This window comes from Dactylosporangium sp. NPDC049742 (assembly GCF_040674675.1).
Taxonomy (GTDB): Bacteria; Actinomycetota; Actinomycetes; order Mycobacteriales; family Micromonosporaceae; genus Dactylosporangium; species Dactylosporangium maewongense.
This window is the reverse complement of sequence record NZ_JBFANF010000025.1, coordinates 111,395-131,544: the sequence shown is the minus strand read 5'-3', so window position 1 is coordinate 131,544 and position 20,150 is coordinate 111,395. Positions and strand designations below refer to the sequence as shown.

Below are 20,150 nucleotides of genomic sequence, written 5' to 3'. Positions count from 1 at the left end.
CCGGCGCGACCGGAAGGCTGGTAGACAGGAGAACCGAGGCTTCGCTTCGTGAAGGCGGTGACCGTGACGCGTGGGCTGCTGCGGGTGTACCTCGGCGCCGCGCCCGGCGTCGGGAAGACGTTCCGGATGCTGGAGGAGGCGCACCGCCGCCGGGACCGCGGCACCGACGTCGTCGTCGGCGTCGCCGAGACCCACGGCCGGCCGCGCACCGCCGGCCTGCTCGACGGCCTCGAGGTGCTGCCGCGCCGGGAGGTGCGGCACCGCGGCGCCGGGTTCACCGAGCTGGACCTCGACGCGGTCCTGGCCCGCCGGCCCGAGGTGGTCGTCGTCGACGAGCTCGCCCACACCAACGTCCCCGGCTCCCGCAACGCCAAGCGGTGGCAGGACGTGCAGGAGCTCCTCGACGCCGGCATCACCGTGCTCACCACCGTCAACATCCAGCACCTCGAGTCGCTCAACGACGTCGTCCAGCAGATCACCGGCGTGCCGCAGCGCGAGACCGTCCCCGACGCCGTCGTGCGCCGCGCCGGGCAGATCGAGCTCGTCGACATGGACCCGGAGGCGCTGCGCCGCCGCATGGCACACGGCAACGTGTACGGCGCCGAGCAGGTCGACGCGGCGCTCGGCGACTACTTCCGGGTCGGCAACCTCACCGCGCTGCGCGAGCTGGCCCTGCTGTGGCTCGCCGGGAAGGTCGACGGGCAGCTCGACCGGCACCTGGCGGGGCCGGCCGTCGAGGCGACGTCGGAGGCCCGGGAACGCGTCGTCGTCGCCCTCGCCGGCGGACCCGAGGGTGAGACGGTGCTGCGCCGGGCGGCCCGGATCGCGGCCCGCACCAAGGGTGCCGACCTCCTCGCCGTCCACGTCGTGCGCGGCGACGGTCTCGCCGGCGCCGACCCGGCCCGGCTGGCCCGCCAGCAGGTGCTCACGGAGCGGCTCGGCGGCACGTACCACCAGGTCGTGGGCACCTCCGTGCCCACCGCGCTGCTCGACTTCGCCCGGGGCGTCGACGCCACCCAGCTCGTCCTCGGCACCAGCCGCCGGCACCGGCTCGCGCGGCTGCTGTCGCCGGGCGTCGGCGTCACCACCGCCGCGGCGGCCGGCCCGATCGACGTGCACCTCGTCCCGCACCTCGTCACGCACGAGGGGACCCGGCGCGGCCGCTCGCGGCCCGTGCCGCCGCTGGTCGCCGGCGGGCTCACCCCGCGCCGGCGGCTCGCCGGGTTCCTGCTCGCCGGGCTGGGCCTGCCGCTGCTCACCGCGGGCCTGTCCGCCACCCGCGGCGAGGTGTCGCTGTCCCTGGACATCCTGGCGTACCTGCTGCTGACGGTCGCCGTCGCGCTCACCGGCGGGCTGTACCCGGCGCTGCTGGCCGCGGTCGGCGGATTCCTGCTGCTCAACTACGTGTTCACGCCGCCGGTGCACGGGTTCGCCGTCGCCGACCCGGAGAACCTCCTGGCGCTGCTCGGGTTCATCGTCGTCGCCGTGGCCGTGTCCACGGTGGTCGACCTGGCGGCCCGCCGTACCAGGGAAGCCACCGCCGCCCGGGCGGAGGCCCAGACCATGTCCACGCTCGCCGCCGCCGTCCTGCACGGTGACCGGCCGCTGCCGGCGCTGCTGGCGCAGGTCCGGGAGGCGTTCGCCCTCACCGCCGTCACCCTCCTCGCCCGGTCGGAGACCACGGGCTGGGAGGTCGCGGCGGCCGTGGGCGACCGGCCCTCGACGCCGCCCGCCGTGAGCGACCCGCCTTCGACGACCCCCTTCTTGAGCGATTTTCCCGCGACGGCGCCCGCCGGGGACGACCTTCCCGCGACGACGCCCGCCGGGGACGACCTTCCCTCGACGACGCCCGCCGGCGGTGAGATCGAGGTGCCGATCGACGACGACCTCCGTCTGGTCCTGCGCGGCCGTACGCTCGCCGCCGCCGACCGCCGGCTCGTCGAGGCGTTCGCCGTGCACGCCGCGATCGCCCTGCGCCAGCAGGACCTCGCCGCCCAGGCCGCGGCCGCGGAGACCCTCGCCGAGGTCGACCGCCTGCGCACCGCCCTGCTCGCCGCCGTCAGCCACGACCTGCGCACCCCGCTCGCCGCGGCCAAGGCCGCCGTCGGCACCCTGCGCAGCGACGACGTGCCGCTGTCCGCATCCGACCGCGCGGAGCTGCTGGCCGCCGCCGAGGAGTCCCTGGACCGCCTCAACCGCCTCGTCGAGAACCTCCTGGACATGAGCCGCCTGCAGGCCGGCGCCCTGGGCCTGCAGATGCGCCCGGTGTCCGTCGCCGCGGCGGTCCGTGACACCGCGGTGCCCGTCCACGTTCCGGACGACCTTCCCCCGGTGCTCGCCGACCCGGCGCTGCTGGAGCGGATCCTCGACAACCTGCTGTCCAACGCGCTGCGGTACAGCCCTCCTTCGCGCCCGCCGACGATCACCGCCGGCACCCACGCCGGGCGCGTCGAGATCCGCGTCGTCGACCACGGCCCCGGCATCCCCGCCGAGGACCACGACCGCGTCTTCCAGCCCTTCCAGCGCCTCGGCGACCGCGACAACACCGCCGGCGTCGGCCTGGGCCTCGCGCTGTCCCGCGGCCTGGCCTCGGCGATGGGCGGCACCCTGACCCCGGAGCCCACCCCCGGGGGCGGCCTCACCATGGTCCTGAGCTTCCCCTTGATCTCAACCTAGGTTGAGGTCCTACGGTCCACGGGTGTCATCGAGCGCGCAACCGAAGGACCTGCTGACCGTCGGTGAGGTCACCGCCCGGACCGGGGTGGCCGCGTCCGCCCTGCGGTTCTACGAGGCCGAGGGCCTCATCACGGCCGAGCGCAACCGTGGCAACCAGCGGCTGTACCGGCGGCACATGCTGCGCCGGATCTCGCTCATCCTCGCGGCCCGGCGGCTCGGCATCCCGCTCGCCGACGTCGCGCAGATCTTCACCACCCTGCCCGCCGACGAGGCGCCGAGCCACCGGGACTGGGTGCGGGTGTCCCGGGTGTGGAAACGCGAGCTCGAGGACCGCCGCCGGTACATCGTCAATCTCGAACGCCAGCTCACCGCCTGCATCGGCTGCGGCTGCCTCTCCATGCGGTCGTGCGACCTGCTCAACCCGGACGACCGGCTCGGCACGCGCGGCCAGGGCCCGGTCCGCCTCGACGATCCGGCCTGACTACGCCAGGGCCTCGTCGTGGACCTGCGGGGGCAGGGCCGCCACGAACGCGTGGTCGCCCGGGATGCGGTCCACCCGCGAGGCCCCGCCCGGCGAGCCGACCCCGGCGAAGAACCCGGCGTTGACGGCGGTGAACTGGCTCCACTCGGCGGGCAGGTCGTCCTCGTAGAAGATGGCCTCGACCGGGCAGACCGGCTCGCACGCGCCGCAGTCGATGCACTCGTCCGGCTGCACGTACAGCATCCGGTCGCCCTCGTAGATGCACTCGACCGGGCACTCGTCCAGGCACGCCTTGTCCATCAGGTCCACACACGGCAACGCGATCACGTAGGTCATGCCGCGGAGACTATGAGCTCAACCGCACTTGAGCTCAAGTACCGATAGGGTGGTGCGATGACGTCGGTCAAACAGTTCCAGGTCACCTTCGACTGCGCGGACCCGCAGCGCGTCGCCCTCTTCTGGTCCCAGGTGCTGGGCTACGTCCTGCCCCCCGACCAGAAGGACCCGGCGTGGGCGTCGTGCTCCGACCCCACCGGCGTCGGCCCCCGCCTGTTCTTCCAGCGCGTCCCCGAAGGCAAGGTCGTCAAGAACCGCGTCCACCTGGACGTGCGCGTCGGCACCGGCCTCGTCGGCGAGGCACGCCTGGCCGCCCTCGAAGCCGAATGCGCCCGCCTCCTCCCCCTCGGCGCCGTCCGCGGCAACCTCCTGCTCGCCGACGGCGTGAACGAGTCCTGCCTCGTCATGCAAGACATCGAAGGCAACGAGTTCTGCCTCGACTGACACCCCGTCAGCCGTAGAACTCAACCCACTCACGGACGCTCGCCCGCTCCCGCCCACCCACGAAGCCGAGGGGTTCCCGTTCGGCGATGACGGGGAGGTCGCCGATGTCGTAGTGGACGGTCGGGTCAGGCTCGTCACGGGCGATGAGGGCCCTCCAGACGCCCTGATTCTCCGCACCGATGTCGACCCGGCCGTCCTCACCGACCCTCAGCCGTGGCTGCGCGCCTACAAGGAAGTCCGCCGCCCGGTCGACCCCGCCGTCCTCGACCGCGTCGCCGGCTGGCTGGCCGACCAAGGTGCGGCATCGCGGACTCAAGCGGGTCGATGAGCGGCGGTTCCGGGCGGGTGCTCCGGCCGGGTTCTGCTCAACCTTGTCCGGCTCGCGCACCTCGGGCAGTTGGGCGCCGGGGTCGACTACAGCCGGGAGACGGTCGAGGAACGCCGGGCGTTGATGAACCAGATGCGGGCCGACCTGGGCCGGCCGGCCGTGCTCCGGCGCTGGTCCGCCGGGGCGGTGGGGGACGCGGAGGATGTGCCTGAGAGCCCTTACGACGACGAACGCCAGGGCAGCGGGTCGTAGCGGAGCGGCGGTGGTTGCCGGGCGTCGAGGTGGGTTGGGACCATCGTGAGGTGACGGTCGGGGATGCGCGGGACGCGGCTGGGCTGGTTGCCCGGGGCGTCTGTGATGCGGTCGGGGAATCCGTGAAGTCGGTGCTGCTGCACGGGTCGCTTGCGGCCGGTGGGTTCCGGCCGGGGTGGAGCGACATCGACCTGCTCGTGGTTGTCGACAGGCAACTCACCGACGCGGAGGCGGAGGGCGTCGAGCGGGTGGTCAGGGACGCCGGCGTGGGCAGTGCGGCGGGGATCGACCTGCACGTGGTGACGGCGGCGGTGGCTGCGGCGCCGGGGCGGGAGCCTGCGCTGGAGCTGCACGTCGGGAGGTACGGGCAGGGGGAGGTCGAGGTCGAACGGGCGGTCGGCGCGTACCCGGACCTGCTCGCGGAGCTGTCCATGGCGCGGGACGATGGGCGGGCGCTCGCCGGGGCCGCGCCGCGGGACGTGCTCGCACCTGTGCCGGCCGAGTGGGTGGTCGATCGGGGGCGGCACTGGTTGGCGGTGTGGCGGTCGCTCACGGACGACACCGAGCACGCCGCCTTCATGGTGCTCACCGCGTGCCGGATCTGGCAGTTCGCGGTGGAGCACGAGCACCGCTCCAAGGCGCAGGCGGCGCGGTGGGTGCTCGACCGTCGGCCCGCGCTCACCGCGGTACACCAGGCGCTCCTGCAACACGAGCAGGGGACGGCGACCGTGATCGACGAGCGGGGCATCGCGGAGCTGCTCGACCTGGTGCTGCGGGAGACGGGGTGAGGGTTCAGTTCCAGTTCGAGGCGGCGGACGTCGTCAGGTGGCAGGTTTCGCAGATGTACAGGCTGCGGAAGCCGTCGCCGTCGCCGCGGAGGTGGTTGGTCACCGTGGCGACGTGGAACATGAGCCGGTGGCAGGAGCGGCACGACGGGTTCGAATAGACGCCGATGGGTGGGCCGCCGACGGTGCCGAACACGTCCGGTGTCGACATGATGTGGCCGTTGCAGTAGGTCAGGGTGTCGTCGTACGGGCGGAGGACGACCATGGCGCGGCCGTCCGGCCCGTCGTTGTCGCGGTCGTCCTCGTCGTCCGGCGTGCCCGCGGCCTCCACGGACTCGTCGTGCCAGCGGCCGTCCTCGCCGACGGCGCCGGTGACGCCCCAGCTGAGGTTCGTGTCGACCAGGTGCAGGTGCTCGGCCGGCCACGCCGGCACGCCGGGGAGGGCGGCGGCGCGCAGGGACAGGTAGTGCCAGTTGACCGGGGTGGTCTCCGGGTCCCGGACGACCCGGTCCAGCGGCAGGCCGACCGGGTGCTCCGCGGCGAGCAGCTCGGCCAGGTCGGCCACCGGCCGGCGCTCCACGGCCAGCTGGTGCGACGAGAACCGTTGCTGGAGCGGGCCCGTCGGCGGGGTCCAGAAGCCGATGTCCTCCAGGCGGCTCGCGCTGCCCTGGCCGCGGACGAGGTCGGCCGCCACGGTGAGTGCCGCTTCGGTGCCGATGGCCGCGAGCACCTCGAGCACATACGGTGACGGGCGGGCGGCCAGGTGCTCCACGCAGTGTTCCGGGGCGCCGTGGAGCAGCACGCACATCGCGCCGAACGGGACCGACAAGCCGCTGAGCAGCTCCAGGATGACCCGCTCCTGATGCGGGCGGAACCACTCAGGATGCGCACCCGCCACATAGTCGAAGTGGTCGTAGAGGGTGCTGCGGAGCTCCCTGTCGGTGGCGGCCGGGACGAGCAGCTCGACCAACGCCGTGACGTCGGCCGGGCTGTCGACCGGGAACACCGGGCGACGGTGGGTCTTGAACGGCATGCGCCGGACCGTACCGCGCCCTCCTTGCAATTCACGTGCAGCTAAGGCCGAGGGCCGCGGGCCACGAGGATCCCGACGACGGCGAAGATCGCGCCGGCCACGAGGCTGCCACCGGCCTGGGACAGGATGATCGAGGTGAGCCACACCACGGCGAGGCCGGCGGCGAGGGTACGCGGCAGCGTCCCGGCGCGCCAGGTGGCGACCGCGAGCAGCACCGAGCCCGCCAGCCAGGCCAGGTTCGCGGGGGCGGCCACGACCGGGAACCAGGAGTAGTCCTCCCCGTGCAGGTTCGTCGACGTCATGCCTGCGGCCAGGATCGCGGCGCCGGCGACGGCGAGGTAGCCGCCGACGAGGCCGAGCCGGCTCGACGTCCGGCCGAGGCGCACGTACGCCGGCAGCCACAGCAGCAGCGACAGCGCGACGAGCGTGAGGACGACGTGTTCGGACAGGCCGACCTTCGGGTTGCCGTCGTCGACGCGGACGACCTGGATGGCGCCGGCGACGGCGGAGGTGATCGCCCCGAGGACGGCGGCGTAGCCGGCGAGGCGGGCGGATGAGGTATCGGTGGTGACTGTGGTTGTCGTGGTCATGGCGCCGACGGTACGGACGGCGCGGGCCCCGGCACGTCGGCCGCGAGGTGCCGACCCGACCGGTCCGGCGTCGCGACCCCGGTACGTCTGAAGGCTGACGCGCGTGCGACCGCGGGATGACGCGGGCACACCGTGGCGGGGCCTAGGCTCGTCGGTGTGGACGCGCTCACCACACTCGCGCGGGTGCCCCGCCGGCCGACGCGCGCCGACGTCACCCTCACCGCCGTGCTGTTCGCATGGGCGTTGCTGGAGGCGGCGACCGCGGCCGGGCCGGGCGCGTGGTGGCAGCGGGCGCTGTTCGCCGCCGGGGTGACGCTGCCGCTGCTCGTGCGCCGCCGCGCGCCGACGGCGGTCGTGGTGGCGCTCGTCGCGGTGCTCATGGTGCGGGTGTTCGCGGTGCCGGGGGTGGAGGAGAGCACGTTCCCGTTCCCGAGCATGCTCGTCGCGGTGTTCTCCGCGGCCCTGCACGCGCGCCGGCCGGTCGTCGCCGTCGCGGGTGGCGTCGTCACGCTGGCGGCGATGCTGTCGCTGTACCCGCTCGGCTACTACGAGACCGACACCCCGGGGCAGCTGTTCATCCTCGCGTTCTTCATCGCCGGCGCGTGGACCGGCGGCTGGCTCGTCCGCCTCCGCGCCGCCCAGGCCGCCACCGCGCACCGGGAAGCCAGGGCCCGGGCCGAGGACGCCGACACCGCCCGCCGGGAGGCCAAGGCCCAGGCCGAGGACGCCGACACCGCCCGCCGGGAAGCCAGGGCCCGGGCCGAGGACGCCGAGACCGCCCGCCGCGAGGCGGAAGCGCGTGCCGCGGAGGCGGAGGCCGCCCGGAGGGAGGCCAGGATCCGGGCCGCCGAGGCCGTCGCCGCCGAGCGGGAGCGGATCGCCCGCGAGCTGCACGACGTCGTCGCCCACTCCCTGTCGATCGTGGCGGTGCAGGCGGGCGCCGCCGAGGAGCTGATGGCCATCGACCCCGACCTGGCGCGCCGCCACGTGGCCGCCGCCCGCAGGACCGCACGGGAGGCGCTGACGGAGATGCGGCACGTCCTCGACGTCCAGCGCGTCGACGCCGTCGACGCCGCGTCGGCGCTGGCGCCGCAGCCCACCCTCGAGCGGGTCGCCGACCTCGTGGACGAGGTCCGCGCCGCCGGCCTGCCGGTCACGCTGGCGGTCGGCGGCGCGCGCGGCGACGTCGCGCCGGGCCTCGACCTGGCCGGGTTCCGGATCGTGCAGGAGGCGCTCACCAACGTCCGGCGGCACGCCGGGCCCGCCGCCACCACCGTCCACATCGGCTACACCGCCCGCTGGATCGACGTGGCGGTCCGCAACGCCGCCCCGGCACCGGGCCACCATCACCACCAGGGTCCGCCGGGCAGCGGAAGGGGACTGATCGGCATGCAGGAGCGCGCCCGGCTGTACGGGGGGACGGTCACCGCCGGCCCCGACGGCGAGGGGTTCGCGGTCGAGGCACGCTTGCCGAGGGGGTCCGCGTGAACACAGTGCTCGGCACGGACGGCGTCATGGTCGAGGCGCGGCTGCCGAGGGGGTCGGCGTGATCACGGTGCTCGTCGCGGACGACCACGCCCTGATCCGGTCCGGGCTGTCGGCGATGCTCGGCGCGCAGCCGGACCTGACGGTCGTCGGTGAGGCGACCGACGGCGCGGAGGCGGTCCGGCTCGCCGGTTCCCTCGCCCCCGACGTGGTCATGATGGACATCCGCATGCCGGTGATGGACGGCATCGAGGCGACCCGCCGCATCCGTCACCGGCAGGACGGGCCGCGGGTGCTGGTGCTCACCACGTTCGACCTCGACGGCTACGTGTACGAGGCGCTGCGCGCGGGTGCGGCCGGCTTCCTGCTCAAGGACGCGCCGCCGGGCCAGCTGGCGGAGGCGGTCCGGACCGTCGCGGCCGGCGACGCGCTGCTCGCCCCGGCCGTCACCCGGCGGCTCATCGACCGGTTCCTGCGCGTCCCGCCGGCCGGCACGGCCGCCGCCCTCGCCGCCGACCGGCTCACCGAGCGGGAGCTGGAGGTGCTGCAGCTGGTCGCGCGGGGGCTGAGCAACGCCGAGATCGCCGCCGCGCTGCACCTGTCGGAGGCGACCGTCAAGACGCACGTGAGCCGGGTGCTGACGAAGCTCGACCTGCGCGACCGCGTGCAGGCGGTCGTCCACGCCTACGAGCACGGGCTCGTCACCCCGGGCGGCCCCTGACCGCCGCGACCAGCACCCGACCCGGGAAACGTCCACGCGCTCTGGCAGGATCGGCCGGATGATGAGGCTGTGGCCGGTGCTGGTCGTCCTCGCGCTCGCCGGTTGCGGCGGGGCGGCGGCCGAGGAGAAGACCGAGCAGTTCACGCAGGGCGGGGTCAGCATGGAGCCGGCGGTCAAGGCCGGCCAGGTGATCACCGTGCGGAAGGTCGCGAAGGAGTACACGCCGAAGCGCGGCGACGTCGTGCTGTTCCGCGGCGACCAGGCCGGCTGGGTCAACACCACGACGCCGCTGCTGAAGCGGGTCGTGGCCGTCGGCGGCGAGACGGTCGCCTGCTGCGACGTGGCCGGCAAGGTGACGGTCGACGGGCAGCCGCTGGACGAGCCGTACGTGGTCGAGAACGCGCCGCTCGACGTGCCGCCGGAGCCGCAGTCGTGCGAGCCGCGCCGGTTCGGGCCGGTGAAGGTGCCCGCGGACGCTCTGTTCCTCATGGGCGACAACCGCACGCGGTCCAACGACTCGCGCTGCGCCGGCCCGGTCCCCGTCACCGCGGTGTACGCGGTGATGACGACGAGCTAGGCGGCATCGACGTCGAAGATGCGCACCGCCGACCACAGCGCGCCGCACCCGGTGCGGAACGCGTCGTGCACCGGGTCGGCCTGGTAGGCGTCGTGCGCCGCCTCGTCGGCGAAGGTGAGCACGAGGCCGTACGAGTAGGCGCGGTCGATGACCGGGCGGTCGGTGCCGGCGGGCCGGCCGAGGTGGCCGCCGAGGACCGCGCCGATGGTCAGGAGACTACGGGCGCCGGCGAGGAACGTGTCGTGCTCGGCCTGCGTGAGGTCGGGCCGCAGCGTGAAGTACACGGAGTGGATGAACACGCGCGCACGCTACCGCAGCGGCGCCCGGCCGGGGCGCAGGGCCCCGGCCGGGCGGACCGCGTCAGACGAAGCTGATGCTGTCGATGGTGATGGTGGAGCTGCCGCCGTACCAGAAGCCCATCGTCAGCTGCGACGGCGAGTTCCGGCTGATCCCGTTGGCCACCAGCGGGATCCGGATGTCCTGGTAGGACGTGGTGAGGGCGGGGTGGGCGCCGCCGTCGAGGGTGTAGTCGGCGAACACCTTCGTGGTGCCGCCGAGGCCCAGGTTGAAGTGGGTCTGCTCGCCACCGGCCGCGCCCTTGACCCGGATCACCAGGTAGGTGCGGTTGCTGAGGTCGACGCCGACGTCGGAGCCGAACCAGCCGCAGTTGTCGTACCGCAGGCTCAGCGCCCCGCCGGTGACGACACCGGAGCCGCCGCCGTCGAGGAAGCAGTTGCCGCCGGTCCACCTGCCCAGGTCGTTCTGCGCCGCCGACGGGTACGCCGGGCTGCCGTCGAAGTCGTCCAGCAGCAGGCCGGCCGGGGCGGCCGGGGTCGTCACCGTCACCGCGCCGGAGGCCGGCGAGCGGTTGCCGGCCGCGTCGCGGGCCTTCACGGTGTACGTGTACACAGTGGACGGAGTCAGGCCGGTGTCGGTGAACGAGGTGCCGGTCGGTGTGCCGACCAAGGTGGACCCCCGGAGCACCTCGTACCCGGTGACGCCGACGTTGTCGGTCGACGGGGACCAGGACAGCGAGACGCCGGTGCCCCCGGCGGACGCGGTCAGGCCCGTCGGAGCGGTCGGCGCCGTGCAGTCCCCCGCGCAGCCGGTCGTCGTCGCGCTGACGGCGGCGGACGGGCCGGACACGTTGCCGGCGGCGTCGACGGCGCGCACCGTGTACTGCGACGTCTGCCCGGGCGGGCGGCCGGTGTCGGTGAACGTCGTCCCGGTCGCGGTGCCGACCTGGGTGCCGTCGCGGAGCACCTGGTAGCCGGTGACGCCCACGTTGTCCGTCGACGGCGACCAGGACAGTCCCACGCTCGACGAGGTCACGCCCGTGACCGCCAGCCCCGCCGGTACCGACGGCGCCACACAGTCACCGGTGCAGGTGCCGGACGTCGAGACGGCGCCGAGGTTCACCCACCCGTCGGTGCCCTGGTTGGCGTTGGCGAAGGACAGCGGCAGCGTGGGCCGCCACTGGTCGATGACCCAGTCGGTGAGGCGGCTGGCGGCGGGCCGGGCCCGCAGCACGGCCGGCGTGACCGTCTCCAGCGGGTTGCGGACCTTCAGCACCAGGCTGTACGACCCGGCGGGTACCCCGGCGGTGCTGAGCGTGGTGGAGAAGTTCACCGGGCGGCCGTAGTCGAGGTAGCCGGCGCCGGCGTTCCAGTCCGGGAACGCCCGGATCTTCAGCGGCTGCACCTGCCGCAGGTCCCAGCTCGTGTCCCAGGTCTTCACGATGGTGCCGGCGGCGTCGCGCAGCCCGATGACGGTCGTCCACGGGTAGTAGAACGGCGCGACGCCGGTGTTCTGCATCGTGACGCCGACCTTGAACGTGCCGGCCGCGGTGGCGTTGAAGTTGGCCTGCGGGATGTGCAGGTTGTAGCCCATCTTGCGGACACCCGCGGCGACCTTCGGGTCGCTGGTGCTGTACCCGCCGGCGCCGGTCTGGTTGATCATCCAGGTGATGTGGGTGAGCTCGGTCGCGGCGAGGACGTCGTCGACCTGGTTGGACCCGTTGGGCCAGTCGGTGTAGAGGCTGCCCTGGATCTCGGGCCGGGCCTCGCCGCCGATCGACTGGGTGGTCCACCGGTTCTCGGTGCCGGTGTTGAGCTGCAGCTGCAGGAACGCGTCGTCCCAGCCGTTCATCGACATCGGCAGGGTCATGCCCTTGAGCTGCCCGCCGCGCCATTCCTTGTACGGCCACGAGTCGTCGTGGAAGCCGATGTTCGCGGTCTCCGTGCCGGCGAGGGGGTAGCGGACCTCCAGCTGGATGTTGCTGAAGGCCGCGTCGTACGCGCCGATGATGGTGCGGATCGTGGCGTCGGTCGGCATCAGGTCCGGGTAGCCGTCGGCGGCGTCCCGGTCGTAGGGCCAGGTGTGCCACTCGCCCCACAGCCCGACGAGGCCGAGCGACATGAACCCGATGCGCGGGTCGGCGGTGCCGCCCGGCCCGGCCCGGTCGTAGCGCTGGGCGAACGCGTTGATGAAGCTGGTGAGCGCGGCGATGACGTCGGGGTCGTCGTAGTCGGGGCTGACGGTGCCCCAGAAGCCGTTGGTGCGCAGGGCCATCTTGCCGTTCAGGCACGGCGGGATGCCGTTGCCCGGATGAGTGCCGCTGCCGCCGGGGTATTCGAGGTAGAAGCGGAACGCGACCTGGCGGCCCCAGACGGCGGCCTCGTCGAGGGCCTTCTCGAACACGCTCCAGTCGAACACGGCGCAGCTGGCCGGGTCCTTCATGACCTCGTTGAGGGCGAAGTAGCTCCAGACGAGGCCGCCGGGGTACTTCGTGGACAGGTTGTCGCCGGGGAACAGGTAGGGGGCGAAGCCTTTCAGCGGCTGCCCGAGCGGGGCGTCGGCGTAGGTGTACGCGTGGGTGGTGAGGCTGGTGTCGGGCCCGGGTCCGGCGGCGGGCCGGGGTGGCGGCCCGGCCGGGGCCGCGGTCGCGGCGGACGCGGGTAGCAGGGACAGGACCAGGGTCGCCGCGGCGGCCAGGATGCGCAGGGATCGCATGGGCGGTGCTCCCTTTCAGCGGTCAGAGGGTGCCGAGCGTGAGCCAGCCGGTGCTGGTGTTCTGGGTGGTGTTGGCGAACCGCAGCGGGATCCCGTTGCGGAGCGGGTTGTCCACCCGCATCACGACGGTGTGGCGGCCGGGGCGCAGGCCGCGGGTGTCGATGCGCGCGGACAGCGTCGTCGCGTCCTGACCCGGCTGGATGCCGGCCATGCTCCATCCGGTGTGCCAGCGCCGTTCGACGCGGCCGCGACTGTCCACAATGGCCAGCTCGGCCCGCCAGTCGGCGTAGAACGGCGCGACGCCGCGGTTCTCGACGCGGACGGTGACGCGGTCGCGGCCCACCGCCGCCCCGGTGACGGTCAGCTCGTAGCCGAGGGACCGCGCGCCGGCGAGGGCCCGCTGGTACTTGTCGCCGGTGAACCCGCCGCCGGTGAACGCCGCGTGGTTGATCAGCCACGAGGCATGGGTCTGCGCGACGGACTCGGCGTAGCTCTCGTACTGCGGGCAGGAGACGGGCTCGTCCCACAGGCAGGACTGGATCTCCGGGCGAAGCTCGCCGCCGACGGGCTGGGTGCGCCACTTGTCGGTGACGCCGTTGTCGATGAGGCGCTGCACGAAGTGCCACGACGTGGGCGGCAGCGTCTCGAACGCGAACGAGTCGTCGTGGTAGCCGACGTTCAGCGGCTTGTTCTCCGGGCTGGGGTAGCGGGCCAGCAGGAACGTCTTGTCGAACGCCGCCTCGTACCGGCCGAGGATGCGGGTCAGCACGTCGGTGCCCGGCATCCAGTTCTCGGGCTGGGTCCAGCCGTCGTAGGGCCAGGTGTGCCACTCGCCCCAGAAACCGATGAGGCCCAGGGTGATGTACCCGATGCGGGGGTCGCCGTCGTACCGGCGGCCGAGCGCGGTGATGAAGTTCTCCAGCGCCGTGACGAGCCGCGGGTCGCTGTAGTCGGGCGCGACGCTGACGCCGTTGTTGCCGAAGTCCTGGTACGGGCGGGTGACGAGCCCGGCGTCGAGCAGGTACTGCGGGATGCCGGTCGGCTTGCCCGGGTAGTCGAGGTAGAACCGGAACACGGCCTGGTGGCCCCGGCCGGCGACGGCGTCGAGCTGCCGCTCGAAGGCGCCCCAGCGGAACTGCTCCGGTCCGGTCATGACGTCGCGCAACGGCAGGTAGAACCACTCCATGCTGTGCGGGAACGTCTCGTAGTCGCCGGCGAACGGCATGAACCCCTTGAGCGGGTTGTCGGCAGGTGCGGCCGTGTAGGCGAGGGACTTCCACTGCGGTGTGGCGGAATGAGCGGCGGCGGGGGTGGCCGCCGTGGCGAGCGTGAGCGCGGTGAGCAGGGCGACGGTGAAGCTTCGTCTCATGGGATTCCTCAGCTCGGAGGGGGTGTCGGTGCCGGCCTTGCGGGCGCACGGGCGCACGGCGTCATCGCCGCGGCCCGGGCGGTGGGGCGGCGGCACGACACCGACAATACGCAGAGATGTAGGCGAACTTCCGAAGGACTACATCATTATTGGAGGACGGGCCGACTGGCAAGAGGCCATTTGTCGTCGGTGTCCGGCCCGCCGGTCAGGCGTCGGCGCGCGGTGACTCCGCCGCCCGGGCGAGGTGCAGGGCACCCTCGGCCACGACGGTCTCCGGCTGCTCCAGCACGATCGGGCGCAGGCCGGTGTCGCGCAGCAGCAGGGTCGCGACGAGCGGCACCCGGGTCGAGCCGCCGACGAGGAAGATGCCGGCCGTGCCGTCGGGCGGGACCTGCGCGGCGCGCAGCACGGCCGCGGCGGCGCGGACCGTCCGGATGATCAGCGGCTGCGCCGCCACCTCGAACTGCTCGCGGGTGACGTGCGTGTCGGCGCCGAGGCTCGGCAGCGACAGCCCGACCGACGACTGCCGCGACAGCGACTCCTTCGCCGCCCGGGCGTCGTCCCACAGCAGCCGGGCGAACCGGCGGTCGGCGGTGTCGCGCGGGTCCCGCAGCCGCCGCCACTCCTCCCGGTCCTCGAAGGTGGCGCCGACCAGGTCGACGACGAGCGCGTCCAGGTCGAGGCCGCCCAGGTCGTCCAGCCCGTCGGCGGCCAGGATGTCCAGGCCCGTGGACGACCGCCGGACGACGGTGGCGTCGAACGTGCCGGCACCCAGGTCGTAGACGAGGACGCTCTGGCCCTCGGCGAGCCCGTGCCCGAGGACGGTGACGAAGTAGGTGGCCGCCGCCACCGGCTCCGGGACCAGGACGGCGCCCGGGAGCCCGGCCCGCTCGGCGGCGTCGAGGAGGACGGACCGGCGGATGGCGCCCCACGCGGCGGGATGGGTCAGCACCGTGCCGGCCGGTGCCGCCGAGCCGGACACCCGCCGCATCTCGTCGACGACCCGGCGCAGCGTCGCCGCGATCAGGTCGGCCACCTCGTGCTCGCGGTCGCCGAGCAGCACGGTGCCCTCGTCGATGCGGCGCTTCGGGTTCTGCTCGTGCCGGCTCGGGTCGAGCCGTCCCGCGTTGACCGCGTCACGACCGGTGGCGAGCTGGTCGCCGAGGTCCTGCACGGCGGACGGCAGCAGCGGCGACGAGTCGAACAGCAGCGGCCGGACCCGCCCGTCGGGCCAGCGCAGCATCGCGACGGTGTTCGAGGTGCCGTAGTCGACGGCGAGCAGCGGCGCCTCGCCGGCGGCCGCCGGTTCCGGCGCCGCGGGGCGCCCGACGGCCGCCACCGGCACCGCCCTCACGGAAGCGGCGACGACCGGATCCGCCTCGTCCGGATCCGCCGTGACGGCCGGGGCCGCGTCGACCGGAGCCGTTTCGACGGGATCCGGGCCGAATCCGGACGGCACCGGGTCCGGCTCGCGCGCCGCCTCCACGCCGGTCCGGCGCCTGCGGATCAGCCAGAGCCCGCCACCGGCGAGGGCGACCACGACGACCGCGAGCCCGGCCCAGACCCCTGTCGGCAACCCGCCGTCCGCCGGGACGACCGTCAGCACCGGCGCGTACAACGGTTCGTTCCCAGGGGTGCCCGCGGGGTCGGTCACCCACAGCGACCTTTGACCGTCGCCGTACCCCTGCGTGATCCGCACGACGAACCGGCCGCCCGCGGCGGGCACCGTCTTCAGGTGGACCTGGATCCGCACCTCGCCCGGCTGTTACGCGCCCGAGAACCGCACCCCGTCAGGGCCGTAATGGTCGAACTTCCAGCCCGACGGAGCGCTCACGTACGCCACGTCGTCCGCGCGCGCGAGCGCCTGCGGCAGCACGAGGATCACCTCGTTCGTGCCGCTGGAGTTCTCCGAGTCGTCCACGACCACCGTCAGCAGCGCCTGCTGGGTGCCCCCGGTGAGCTGCGCCGGCTCATCCGCGGCTCGGCCCGTGCCGTCCCCGGCCAGCCGAGCACGGTCGCGGCGGCCACGGCGACGGCGACGGCACGACGGCCCAGGATGCCCATGGCAAGCACTCTAAGGAGATCGTCAAGAACAGCCAGGTGGCGTCCGGGCGGCCTCGATGAACGCGCGGACGTGGGGGGTCTCGGCGGCGGTGCGCCACACGAGCGCCCAGCGGATCGGCGCGGCGTCCTCGACCGGCACGTAGGTGATGTTCGGCCAGGGGTAGAACTGCGCCGATTCGGCCGCGACGATCGTGACGGCCTGGCCGGCGGCGACGACCGAGAGCTCCTCGTGCCAGCTGGAGACCTTGGGGCCGCGTGGGATGGGGCGACCCGACGGGGTGTGGAACTGGCTGACGCGGGCCGTCGTAGCCGGAGCCGGTCGGCGGTACGGCCGAAGTGCAGCTCCTCCGCCAGGGTCAGGAAGATCTCGATGTCGCGCAGCTCCACCGCCCGATTATCAACCTTCGCTAAACAGTGCGTTGCCGAAGCCGTCGCTGATCACGAGCGCGCGGCGGCGGACGCTGTGCGGGCCCGTCAGGCCGCGTCAGTGCGCTGTTGGTGCGCTGTCAGCGGCGGCGGCCATGGTTCTGGCGTCACAGCAGGAAGCGCACAAGGAGACCACGATGCAGCAGTTCGCCACCCCCGCCCCGATCTCCACGCTCCTCGACATCCCCGCGGGGCGCGTGCGGCTCATCGCCGCCGACCGGGCCGACACCACCGTGGAGGTCCTGCCCGCCGACCCCGGCAAGCGCCGCGACGTCGAGGTCGCCGGGCAGACCACCGTCGCCTACGCCGACGGCGTCCTGCGGATCCAGGCCCCCGCCGGCAACCAGCTCTTCGGCCCCTCGGGCGCCCTGGAGGTGACCGTCCAGCTGCCCGCCGGCTCGCGGGTCGAGGCGACGACCGCCGGCTCCGAGCTGCACGGCGTCGGGCGCCTCGGCGACGTCGCCTTCGACGGCGCGTACCGGCAGATCAGGATCGACGAGGCCGCGAGCGTCCACCTCACCGCCGTCGACGGCGACGTCGAGATCGGACGGCTCAACGGCTCCGCCGAGATCAGCACCGCACGGGGTGACATCCGCGTCGGCGAGGCCGCGGGCGGCACGGTCGTGCTGCGCACCGAGTCCGGTGACATCTCGATCGCCGCGGCCGGCGGCGTCTCGGCCGCCCTGGACGCCGGCACCGGCCACGGCCGGATCAGCAACGCCCTCACCAACCACGGGACCGTCGAGCTCGACATCCGCGCCACCACGTCCCGCGGCGACATCACCGCCCGCAGCCTCTGAGCACACCGATCCCGAAGGAGCACGATCATGGAACACGGCACGAGCGGATTCACCAAGGCGGGGCTGGGCAGGCTGCGCGACGTGCTGGCGCGGCACGTCGACTCCGGGAAGATCCCCGGCCTCGTGGCCCTGGTCGCGCGGGGCGACGAGACGCACGTCGAGGCGCTGGGCACGATGTGCCACGACGGCGGCCCGCCGATGCGCCGGGACACGATCTTCCGGATGGCCTCGACGTCGAAGCCGGTCTCGGTGGCGGCGGCCATGGTGCTGCTCGACGAGTGCCGGCTGCGGCTGGACGACCCGGTGGAGCCGTGGCTGCCCGAGCTCGCCGACCGGCAGGTGCTCAAGCGGCTCGACGGCCCGCTGGACGACACCGTGCCGGCGCGCCGGCCGATCATCGTGCGGGACGTGCTGACCTCGACATTCGGGCTCGGCATGGATCTGACGGCGCTGGGCACCCCGATCATGGGCGCGGTGTTCGAGCAGGGGCTCACGCCCGACCTGCCGACGCCGATGCCCGAGCCGGACGAGTGGCTGCGCCGCCTCGGCACGCTGCCGCTGATGCACCAGCCCGGCGAGCGCTGGCAGTACCACATCAGCAGCGACCTGCTCGGTGTGCTCGTGGCCAGGGTGACCGGCCAGTCGTTCGAGACCTTCCTGCGGGAGCGCGTCTTCGAGCCGCTGGGCATGAAGGACACCGGCTTCCACGTCCCCGCCGGCGATCTCGACCGGCTGCCTCCGCTGTACGCCCCGGACCCGCAGACCGGCGAGTTCCACGTCTGGGACCCCGCCGACGGCGGGCGCCACAGCCGGCCGCCGGCGTTCCCGGGCGGCGGCGGGGGCCTCAACTCCACCGTCGACGATTACCACGCGTACTTCCGGATGCTGCTCAACCACGGCACGCACCGCGGCGAGCGGATCCTGTCCCGGCCCGCCGTCGACCTGATGACGACGAACCGGCTGACCCCCGCGCAGCAGGCCGCCCGGCACACCATGGCCACCGACAACGTCCACCTGTCGTTCGGCCAGGGGCAGCACGGCGGCTGGGGCTTCGGGATGGCGGTGCGGACCCACCGCGGCGACTACGCGCCCGTCGGCCAGTTCGGCTGGGACGGCGGCAGCGGCACCTCGACCTACGCCGACCCGCAGCACCAGGTCGTCGGCATCCTGCTCACCCAGGTCGGCATGTCCGTCCCGGACGCGGCCCGCCTCATCCACGACTTCTGGACCACGACCTACCAGGCGATCGACGAATAGGACCGGAGGGCGGGGGCAACGTATTGACAGAAATCTGTTAGTCAGGTTACCTGTCCGTTGTCCCCGCCCCGCCTGACGACGTCTGGAGCCCGCCATGCGCAGACCGATCCTGGCGCTCGCGTCCGTCGCGCTGTCCCTGGTCGCGACCGCCGCCTACGCCCTCACCACCCAGTCCGCGGCGCTCGCCGCCGGACCCACCGCCGACCAGCTGCTCGCCAAGACCTCCACCTGCAACCAGGTCTCCAACGGCCGCTACGCGACCGACGACGGCGGCGCGGAGACCGTCGCGATCTGCAAGAACGGCTCGGCGTACTTCTGGACCGCCGACATGGACATCGACTGCGACGGCATCTCCACCGCCCGCTGCAACGCCTCGACCGACCCGTGGTACCAGGCGCAGACCTCGTTCACCACGTCCACCGGCGCGTACTTCACCTCGGACGTGACCCGCTACTTCGTCGTGCCGCTGCCCAGCAGCCGCTTCACGTACTCCGCCAACGGCATCCGCGCCGGCAGCGTCGCCGCGGTCGTCTACAACGGCAGGGTCGCCTACGCCGTCTTCGCCGACGAGGGCCCCAGCAACATCATCGGCGAGGGCTCCTACGCCCTGGCGGTCGCGCTCGGCATCGACCCGAACCCCGCCAGCGGCGGCACCGCCGGCCCGGTCACGTTCATCGTCTTCCCGAGCAGCGTGCCGAGCCCCGTGGAGAGCAACACCGCCATCGACGCCACCGGCTCCGCGGCCGCCACCGCCTGGGTCGGGAGCACCACCCCGCCGCCCACCACGACCCCGCCGGGCTCCGTCGGCCCGATCCACGGCTACGGCGGCAAGTGCGTCGACGTCGCCGGCGCGAGCAGCGCCAACGGCACCGCGGTCCAGCTGTACGACTGCAACGGCACCGCCGCCCAGAGCTGGGCCCGCCTGGCGGACGGCACCGTGCGCGCCCTCGGCAAGTGCATGGACGTGACCGCCGCCGGCACCGCCAACGGCACCAAGGTCCAGCTGTACGACTGCAACGGCACCGCGGCGCAGCGCTGGACCCGCACCGGGTCGACCCTGGTCAACGCGGGCTCCGGCAAGTGCCTCGACGCGGCCGGACCCAGCTCCGCCAACGGCACCCGCCTGCAGATCTGGACCTGCACCGGCGCGGCCAACCAGGTCTGGACCTACTGAACCCGCATCATCACACGGCCGGAGGGCGCCGCCCCGCCGGCCGTGTGATGATGCGGCGGTGCAGCCACCGCCACCGCCACGACCGTCCAGGGTCTTCCGCGCCAACGACATCGCCACCGGCCGCGCCGTCCTGGACGGCTACCCCTTCCGGTACATCGTGATCGGCCCCTCCATGTCGTTCTCGACCGCGCTCGGCGCCGCCGTCAACCCCAGCGCCGGCCAGAACGCCATGCTCGACGAGGTCCTGACCGCCGTGGAGTACCTGGAGACCCGTGGCTGGGAGCTGGTCAGCATGGACCAGGGCTTCGTCGCGTGCCTCCGCCGCGTCGCCCGCTGAGCC

23 protein-coding genes are annotated in these 20,150 nt (G+C 73.5%); 12 read left to right on the top strand and 11 right to left on the bottom strand.

Annotation, left to right across the window (positions count from 1 at the left end):
* Positions 1-63: 63 nt before the first annotated feature.
* The gene (locus tag AB0J72_RS28475) at positions 64-2,676 is read left to right on the top strand and encodes an ATP-binding protein (protein WP_363403848.1); all 2,613 of its coding nucleotides are present in this window, start codon (positions 64-66) and stop codon (positions 2,674-2,676) included.
* Positions 2,677-2,698: 22 nt separating this feature from the next.
* Positions 2,699-3,157, top strand: coding sequence for a redox-sensitive transcriptional activator SoxR (soxR, locus tag AB0J72_RS28470; RefSeq protein ID WP_363403787.1), 459 nt, complete (start codon positions 2,699-2,701; stop codon positions 3,155-3,157).
* Here soxR and fdxA read toward each other — a convergent pair whose 3' ends face one another.
* The gene (gene fdxA, locus AB0J72_RS28465; protein WP_344498743.1) at positions 3,158-3,493 is read right to left on the bottom strand and encodes a ferredoxin; all 336 of its coding nucleotides are present in this window, start codon (positions 3,491-3,493) and stop codon (positions 3,158-3,160) included.
* Between the two features lie 57 nt (positions 3,494-3,550).
* Between fdxA and AB0J72_RS28460 the strand changes: the two genes are divergently transcribed.
* The gene (locus tag AB0J72_RS28460; RefSeq protein WP_363403785.1) at positions 3,551-3,937 is read left to right on the top strand and encodes a VOC family protein; all 387 of its coding nucleotides are present in this window, start codon (positions 3,551-3,553) and stop codon (positions 3,935-3,937) included.
* Positions 3,938-3,944: 7 nt separating this feature from the next.
* Here AB0J72_RS28460 and AB0J72_RS28455 read toward each other — a convergent pair whose 3' ends face one another.
* On the bottom strand, positions 3,945-4,232 hold the full coding sequence (locus AB0J72_RS28455) for a hypothetical protein (RefSeq protein WP_363403783.1): 288 nt from the start codon (positions 4,230-4,232) through the stop codon (positions 3,945-3,947).
* Between the two features lie 102 nt (positions 4,233-4,334).
* Between AB0J72_RS28455 and AB0J72_RS28450 the strand changes: the two genes are divergently transcribed.
* The gene (locus AB0J72_RS28450) at positions 4,335-4,517 is read left to right on the top strand and encodes a hypothetical protein (protein ID WP_363403781.1); all 183 of its coding nucleotides are present in this window, start codon (positions 4,335-4,337) and stop codon (positions 4,515-4,517) included.
* 29 nt (positions 4,518-4,546) lie between these two features.
* Positions 4,547-5,305 (top strand): aminoglycoside adenylyltransferase domain-containing protein, encoded by a 759-nt coding sequence (locus tag AB0J72_RS28445; protein ID WP_363403779.1) that lies wholly within the window; start codon positions 4,547-4,549, stop codon positions 5,303-5,305.
* Positions 5,306-5,309: 4 nt separating this feature from the next.
* On the opposite strand, the gene AB0J72_RS28440 is transcribed toward AB0J72_RS28445, so the two are convergent.
* Both AB0J72_RS28440 and AB0J72_RS28435 read right to left on the bottom strand, forming a co-directional pair.
* Positions 5,310-6,335 (bottom strand): hypothetical protein, encoded by a 1,026-nt coding sequence (locus AB0J72_RS28440; RefSeq protein ID WP_363403777.1) that lies wholly within the window; start codon positions 6,333-6,335, stop codon positions 5,310-5,312.
* A gap of 41 nt (positions 6,336-6,376) precedes the next feature.
* A complete protein-coding gene (locus AB0J72_RS28435) occupies positions 6,377-6,925 on the bottom strand; it encodes a hypothetical protein (protein WP_363403775.1) in 549 nt (182 codons plus the stop codon).
* A 156-nt stretch (positions 6,926-7,081) separates the two neighbouring features.
* Between AB0J72_RS28435 and AB0J72_RS28430 the strand changes: the two genes are divergently transcribed.
* Genes AB0J72_RS28430 through lepB form a run of 3 tightly spaced genes read left to right on the top strand, consistent with a single transcriptional unit; the run spans position 7,082 to position 9,708 of the window.
* Positions 7,082-8,413 carry a histidine kinase gene (locus AB0J72_RS28430; protein WP_363403773.1) on the top strand — a complete coding sequence of 444 codons (1,332 nt, stop codon included), beginning with the start codon at positions 7,082-7,084 and terminating at the stop codon, positions 8,411-8,413.
* A 58-nt stretch (positions 8,414-8,471) separates the two neighbouring features.
* Complete coding sequence (locus tag AB0J72_RS28425) at positions 8,472-9,131, top strand: response regulator transcription factor (RefSeq protein WP_363403771.1); 660 nt, start codon at positions 8,472-8,474, stop codon at positions 9,129-9,131.
* 58 nt (positions 9,132-9,189) lie between these two features.
* Positions 9,190-9,708, top strand: a complete 519-nt coding sequence (gene lepB, locus AB0J72_RS28420; RefSeq protein ID WP_363403769.1) for a signal peptidase I — start codon at positions 9,190-9,192, stop codon at positions 9,706-9,708.
* On the opposite strand, the gene AB0J72_RS28415 is transcribed toward lepB, so the two are convergent.
* The 7 genes from AB0J72_RS28415 to AB0J72_RS28385 all read right to left on the bottom strand — a co-directional run bounded on the left by AB0J72_RS28415 (position 9,705) and on the right by AB0J72_RS28385 (position 16,415).
* The gene (locus tag AB0J72_RS28415) at positions 9,705-10,007 is read right to left on the bottom strand and encodes a Dabb family protein (protein ID WP_363403767.1); all 303 of its coding nucleotides are present in this window, start codon (positions 10,005-10,007) and stop codon (positions 9,705-9,707) included. The two genes, lepB and AB0J72_RS28415, sit on opposite strands and share 4 nt — an antisense overlap.
* Positions 10,008-10,068: 61 nt before the next feature.
* Positions 10,069-12,720 (bottom strand): fibronectin type III domain-containing protein, encoded by a 2,652-nt coding sequence (locus tag AB0J72_RS28410; RefSeq protein WP_363403765.1) that lies wholly within the window; start codon positions 12,718-12,720, stop codon positions 10,069-10,071.
* Between the two features lie 22 nt (positions 12,721-12,742).
* A complete protein-coding gene (locus AB0J72_RS28405) occupies positions 12,743-14,089 on the bottom strand; it encodes a DUF4832 domain-containing protein (protein WP_363403763.1) in 1,347 nt (448 codons plus the stop codon).
* Between the two features lie 205 nt (positions 14,090-14,294).
* Positions 14,295-15,842, bottom strand: coding sequence for an Hsp70 family protein (locus tag AB0J72_RS28400; protein WP_363403761.1), 1,548 nt, complete (start codon positions 15,840-15,842; stop codon positions 14,295-14,297).
* 12 nt (positions 15,843-15,854) lie between these two features.
* The gene (locus AB0J72_RS28395) at positions 15,855-16,010 is read right to left on the bottom strand and encodes a hypothetical protein (RefSeq protein WP_363403759.1); all 156 of its coding nucleotides are present in this window, start codon (positions 16,008-16,010) and stop codon (positions 15,855-15,857) included.
* Between the two features lie 8 nt (positions 16,011-16,018).
* A complete protein-coding gene (locus tag AB0J72_RS28390) occupies positions 16,019-16,153 on the bottom strand; it encodes a hypothetical protein (protein WP_363403757.1) in 135 nt (44 codons plus the stop codon).
* Between the two features lie 22 nt (positions 16,154-16,175).
* Positions 16,176-16,415 carry a LysR substrate-binding domain-containing protein gene (locus tag AB0J72_RS28385; RefSeq protein ID WP_363403846.1) on the bottom strand — a complete coding sequence of 80 codons (240 nt, stop codon included), beginning with the start codon at positions 16,413-16,415 and terminating at the stop codon, positions 16,176-16,178.
* 301 nt (positions 16,416-16,716) lie between these two features.
* Between AB0J72_RS28385 and AB0J72_RS28380 the strand changes: the two genes are divergently transcribed.
* From AB0J72_RS28380 to AB0J72_RS28365, 4 genes are all read left to right on the top strand, one after another.
* The gene (locus AB0J72_RS28380; RefSeq protein WP_363403755.1) at positions 16,717-17,379 is read left to right on the top strand and encodes a DUF4097 family beta strand repeat-containing protein; all 663 of its coding nucleotides are present in this window, start codon (positions 16,717-16,719) and stop codon (positions 17,377-17,379) included.
* A gap of 27 nt (positions 17,380-17,406) precedes the next feature.
* Positions 17,407-18,636: a serine hydrolase domain-containing protein gene (locus tag AB0J72_RS28375; RefSeq protein WP_363403753.1), complete on the top strand. Its 1,230-nt coding sequence runs from the start codon at positions 17,407-17,409 to the stop codon at positions 18,634-18,636.
* Between the two features lie 94 nt (positions 18,637-18,730).
* Complete coding sequence (locus tag AB0J72_RS28370; RefSeq protein ID WP_363403751.1) at positions 18,731-19,810, top strand: ricin-type beta-trefoil lectin domain protein; 1,080 nt, start codon at positions 18,731-18,733, stop codon at positions 19,808-19,810.
* A 58-nt stretch (positions 19,811-19,868) separates the two neighbouring features.
* Complete coding sequence (locus AB0J72_RS28365) at positions 19,869-20,147, top strand: hypothetical protein (protein ID WP_363403749.1); 279 nt, start codon at positions 19,869-19,871, stop codon at positions 20,145-20,147.
* The last annotated feature ends 3 nt before the right edge of the window (positions 20,148-20,150 follow it).

What these genes read in the sequence shown, in the direction of transcription:
- fdxA (WP_344498743.1), bottom strand. Translation starts at nt 3,493, where the DNA reads ATGACCTACGTGATCGCGTTGCCGTGTGTGGACCTGATGGACAAGGCG.
- AB0J72_RS28460 (WP_363403785.1), top strand. Translation starts at nt 3,551, where the DNA reads ATGACGTCGGTCAAACAGTTCCAGGTCACCTTCGACTGCGCGGACCCG.
- AB0J72_RS28440 (WP_363403777.1), bottom strand. Translation starts at nt 6,335, where the DNA reads ATGCCGTTCAAGACCCACCGTCGCCCGGTGTTCCCGGTCGACAGCCCG.
- AB0J72_RS28435 (WP_363403775.1), bottom strand. Translation starts at nt 6,925, where the DNA reads ATGACCACGACAACCACAGTCACCACCGATACCTCATCCGCCCGCCTC.
- lepB (WP_363403769.1), top strand. Translation starts at nt 9,190, where the DNA reads ATGATGAGGCTGTGGCCGGTGCTGGTCGTCCTCGCGCTCGCCGGTTGC.
- AB0J72_RS28410 (WP_363403765.1), bottom strand. Translation starts at nt 12,720, where the DNA reads ATGCGATCCCTGCGCATCCTGGCCGCCGCGGCGACCCTGGTCCTGTCC.
- AB0J72_RS28405 (WP_363403763.1), bottom strand. Translation starts at nt 14,089, where the DNA reads ATGAGACGAAGCTTCACCGTCGCCCTGCTCACCGCGCTCACGCTCGCC.
- AB0J72_RS28390 (WP_363403757.1), bottom strand. Translation starts at nt 16,153, where the DNA reads ATGGGCATCCTGGGCCGTCGTGCCGTCGCCGTCGCCGTGGCCGCCGCG.
- AB0J72_RS28380 (WP_363403755.1), top strand. Translation starts at nt 16,717, where the DNA reads ATGCAGCAGTTCGCCACCCCCGCCCCGATCTCCACGCTCCTCGACATC.
- AB0J72_RS28375 (WP_363403753.1), top strand. Translation starts at nt 17,407, where the DNA reads ATGGAACACGGCACGAGCGGATTCACCAAGGCGGGGCTGGGCAGGCTG.
- AB0J72_RS28370 (WP_363403751.1), top strand. Translation starts at nt 18,731, where the DNA reads ATGCGCAGACCGATCCTGGCGCTCGCGTCCGTCGCGCTGTCCCTGGTC.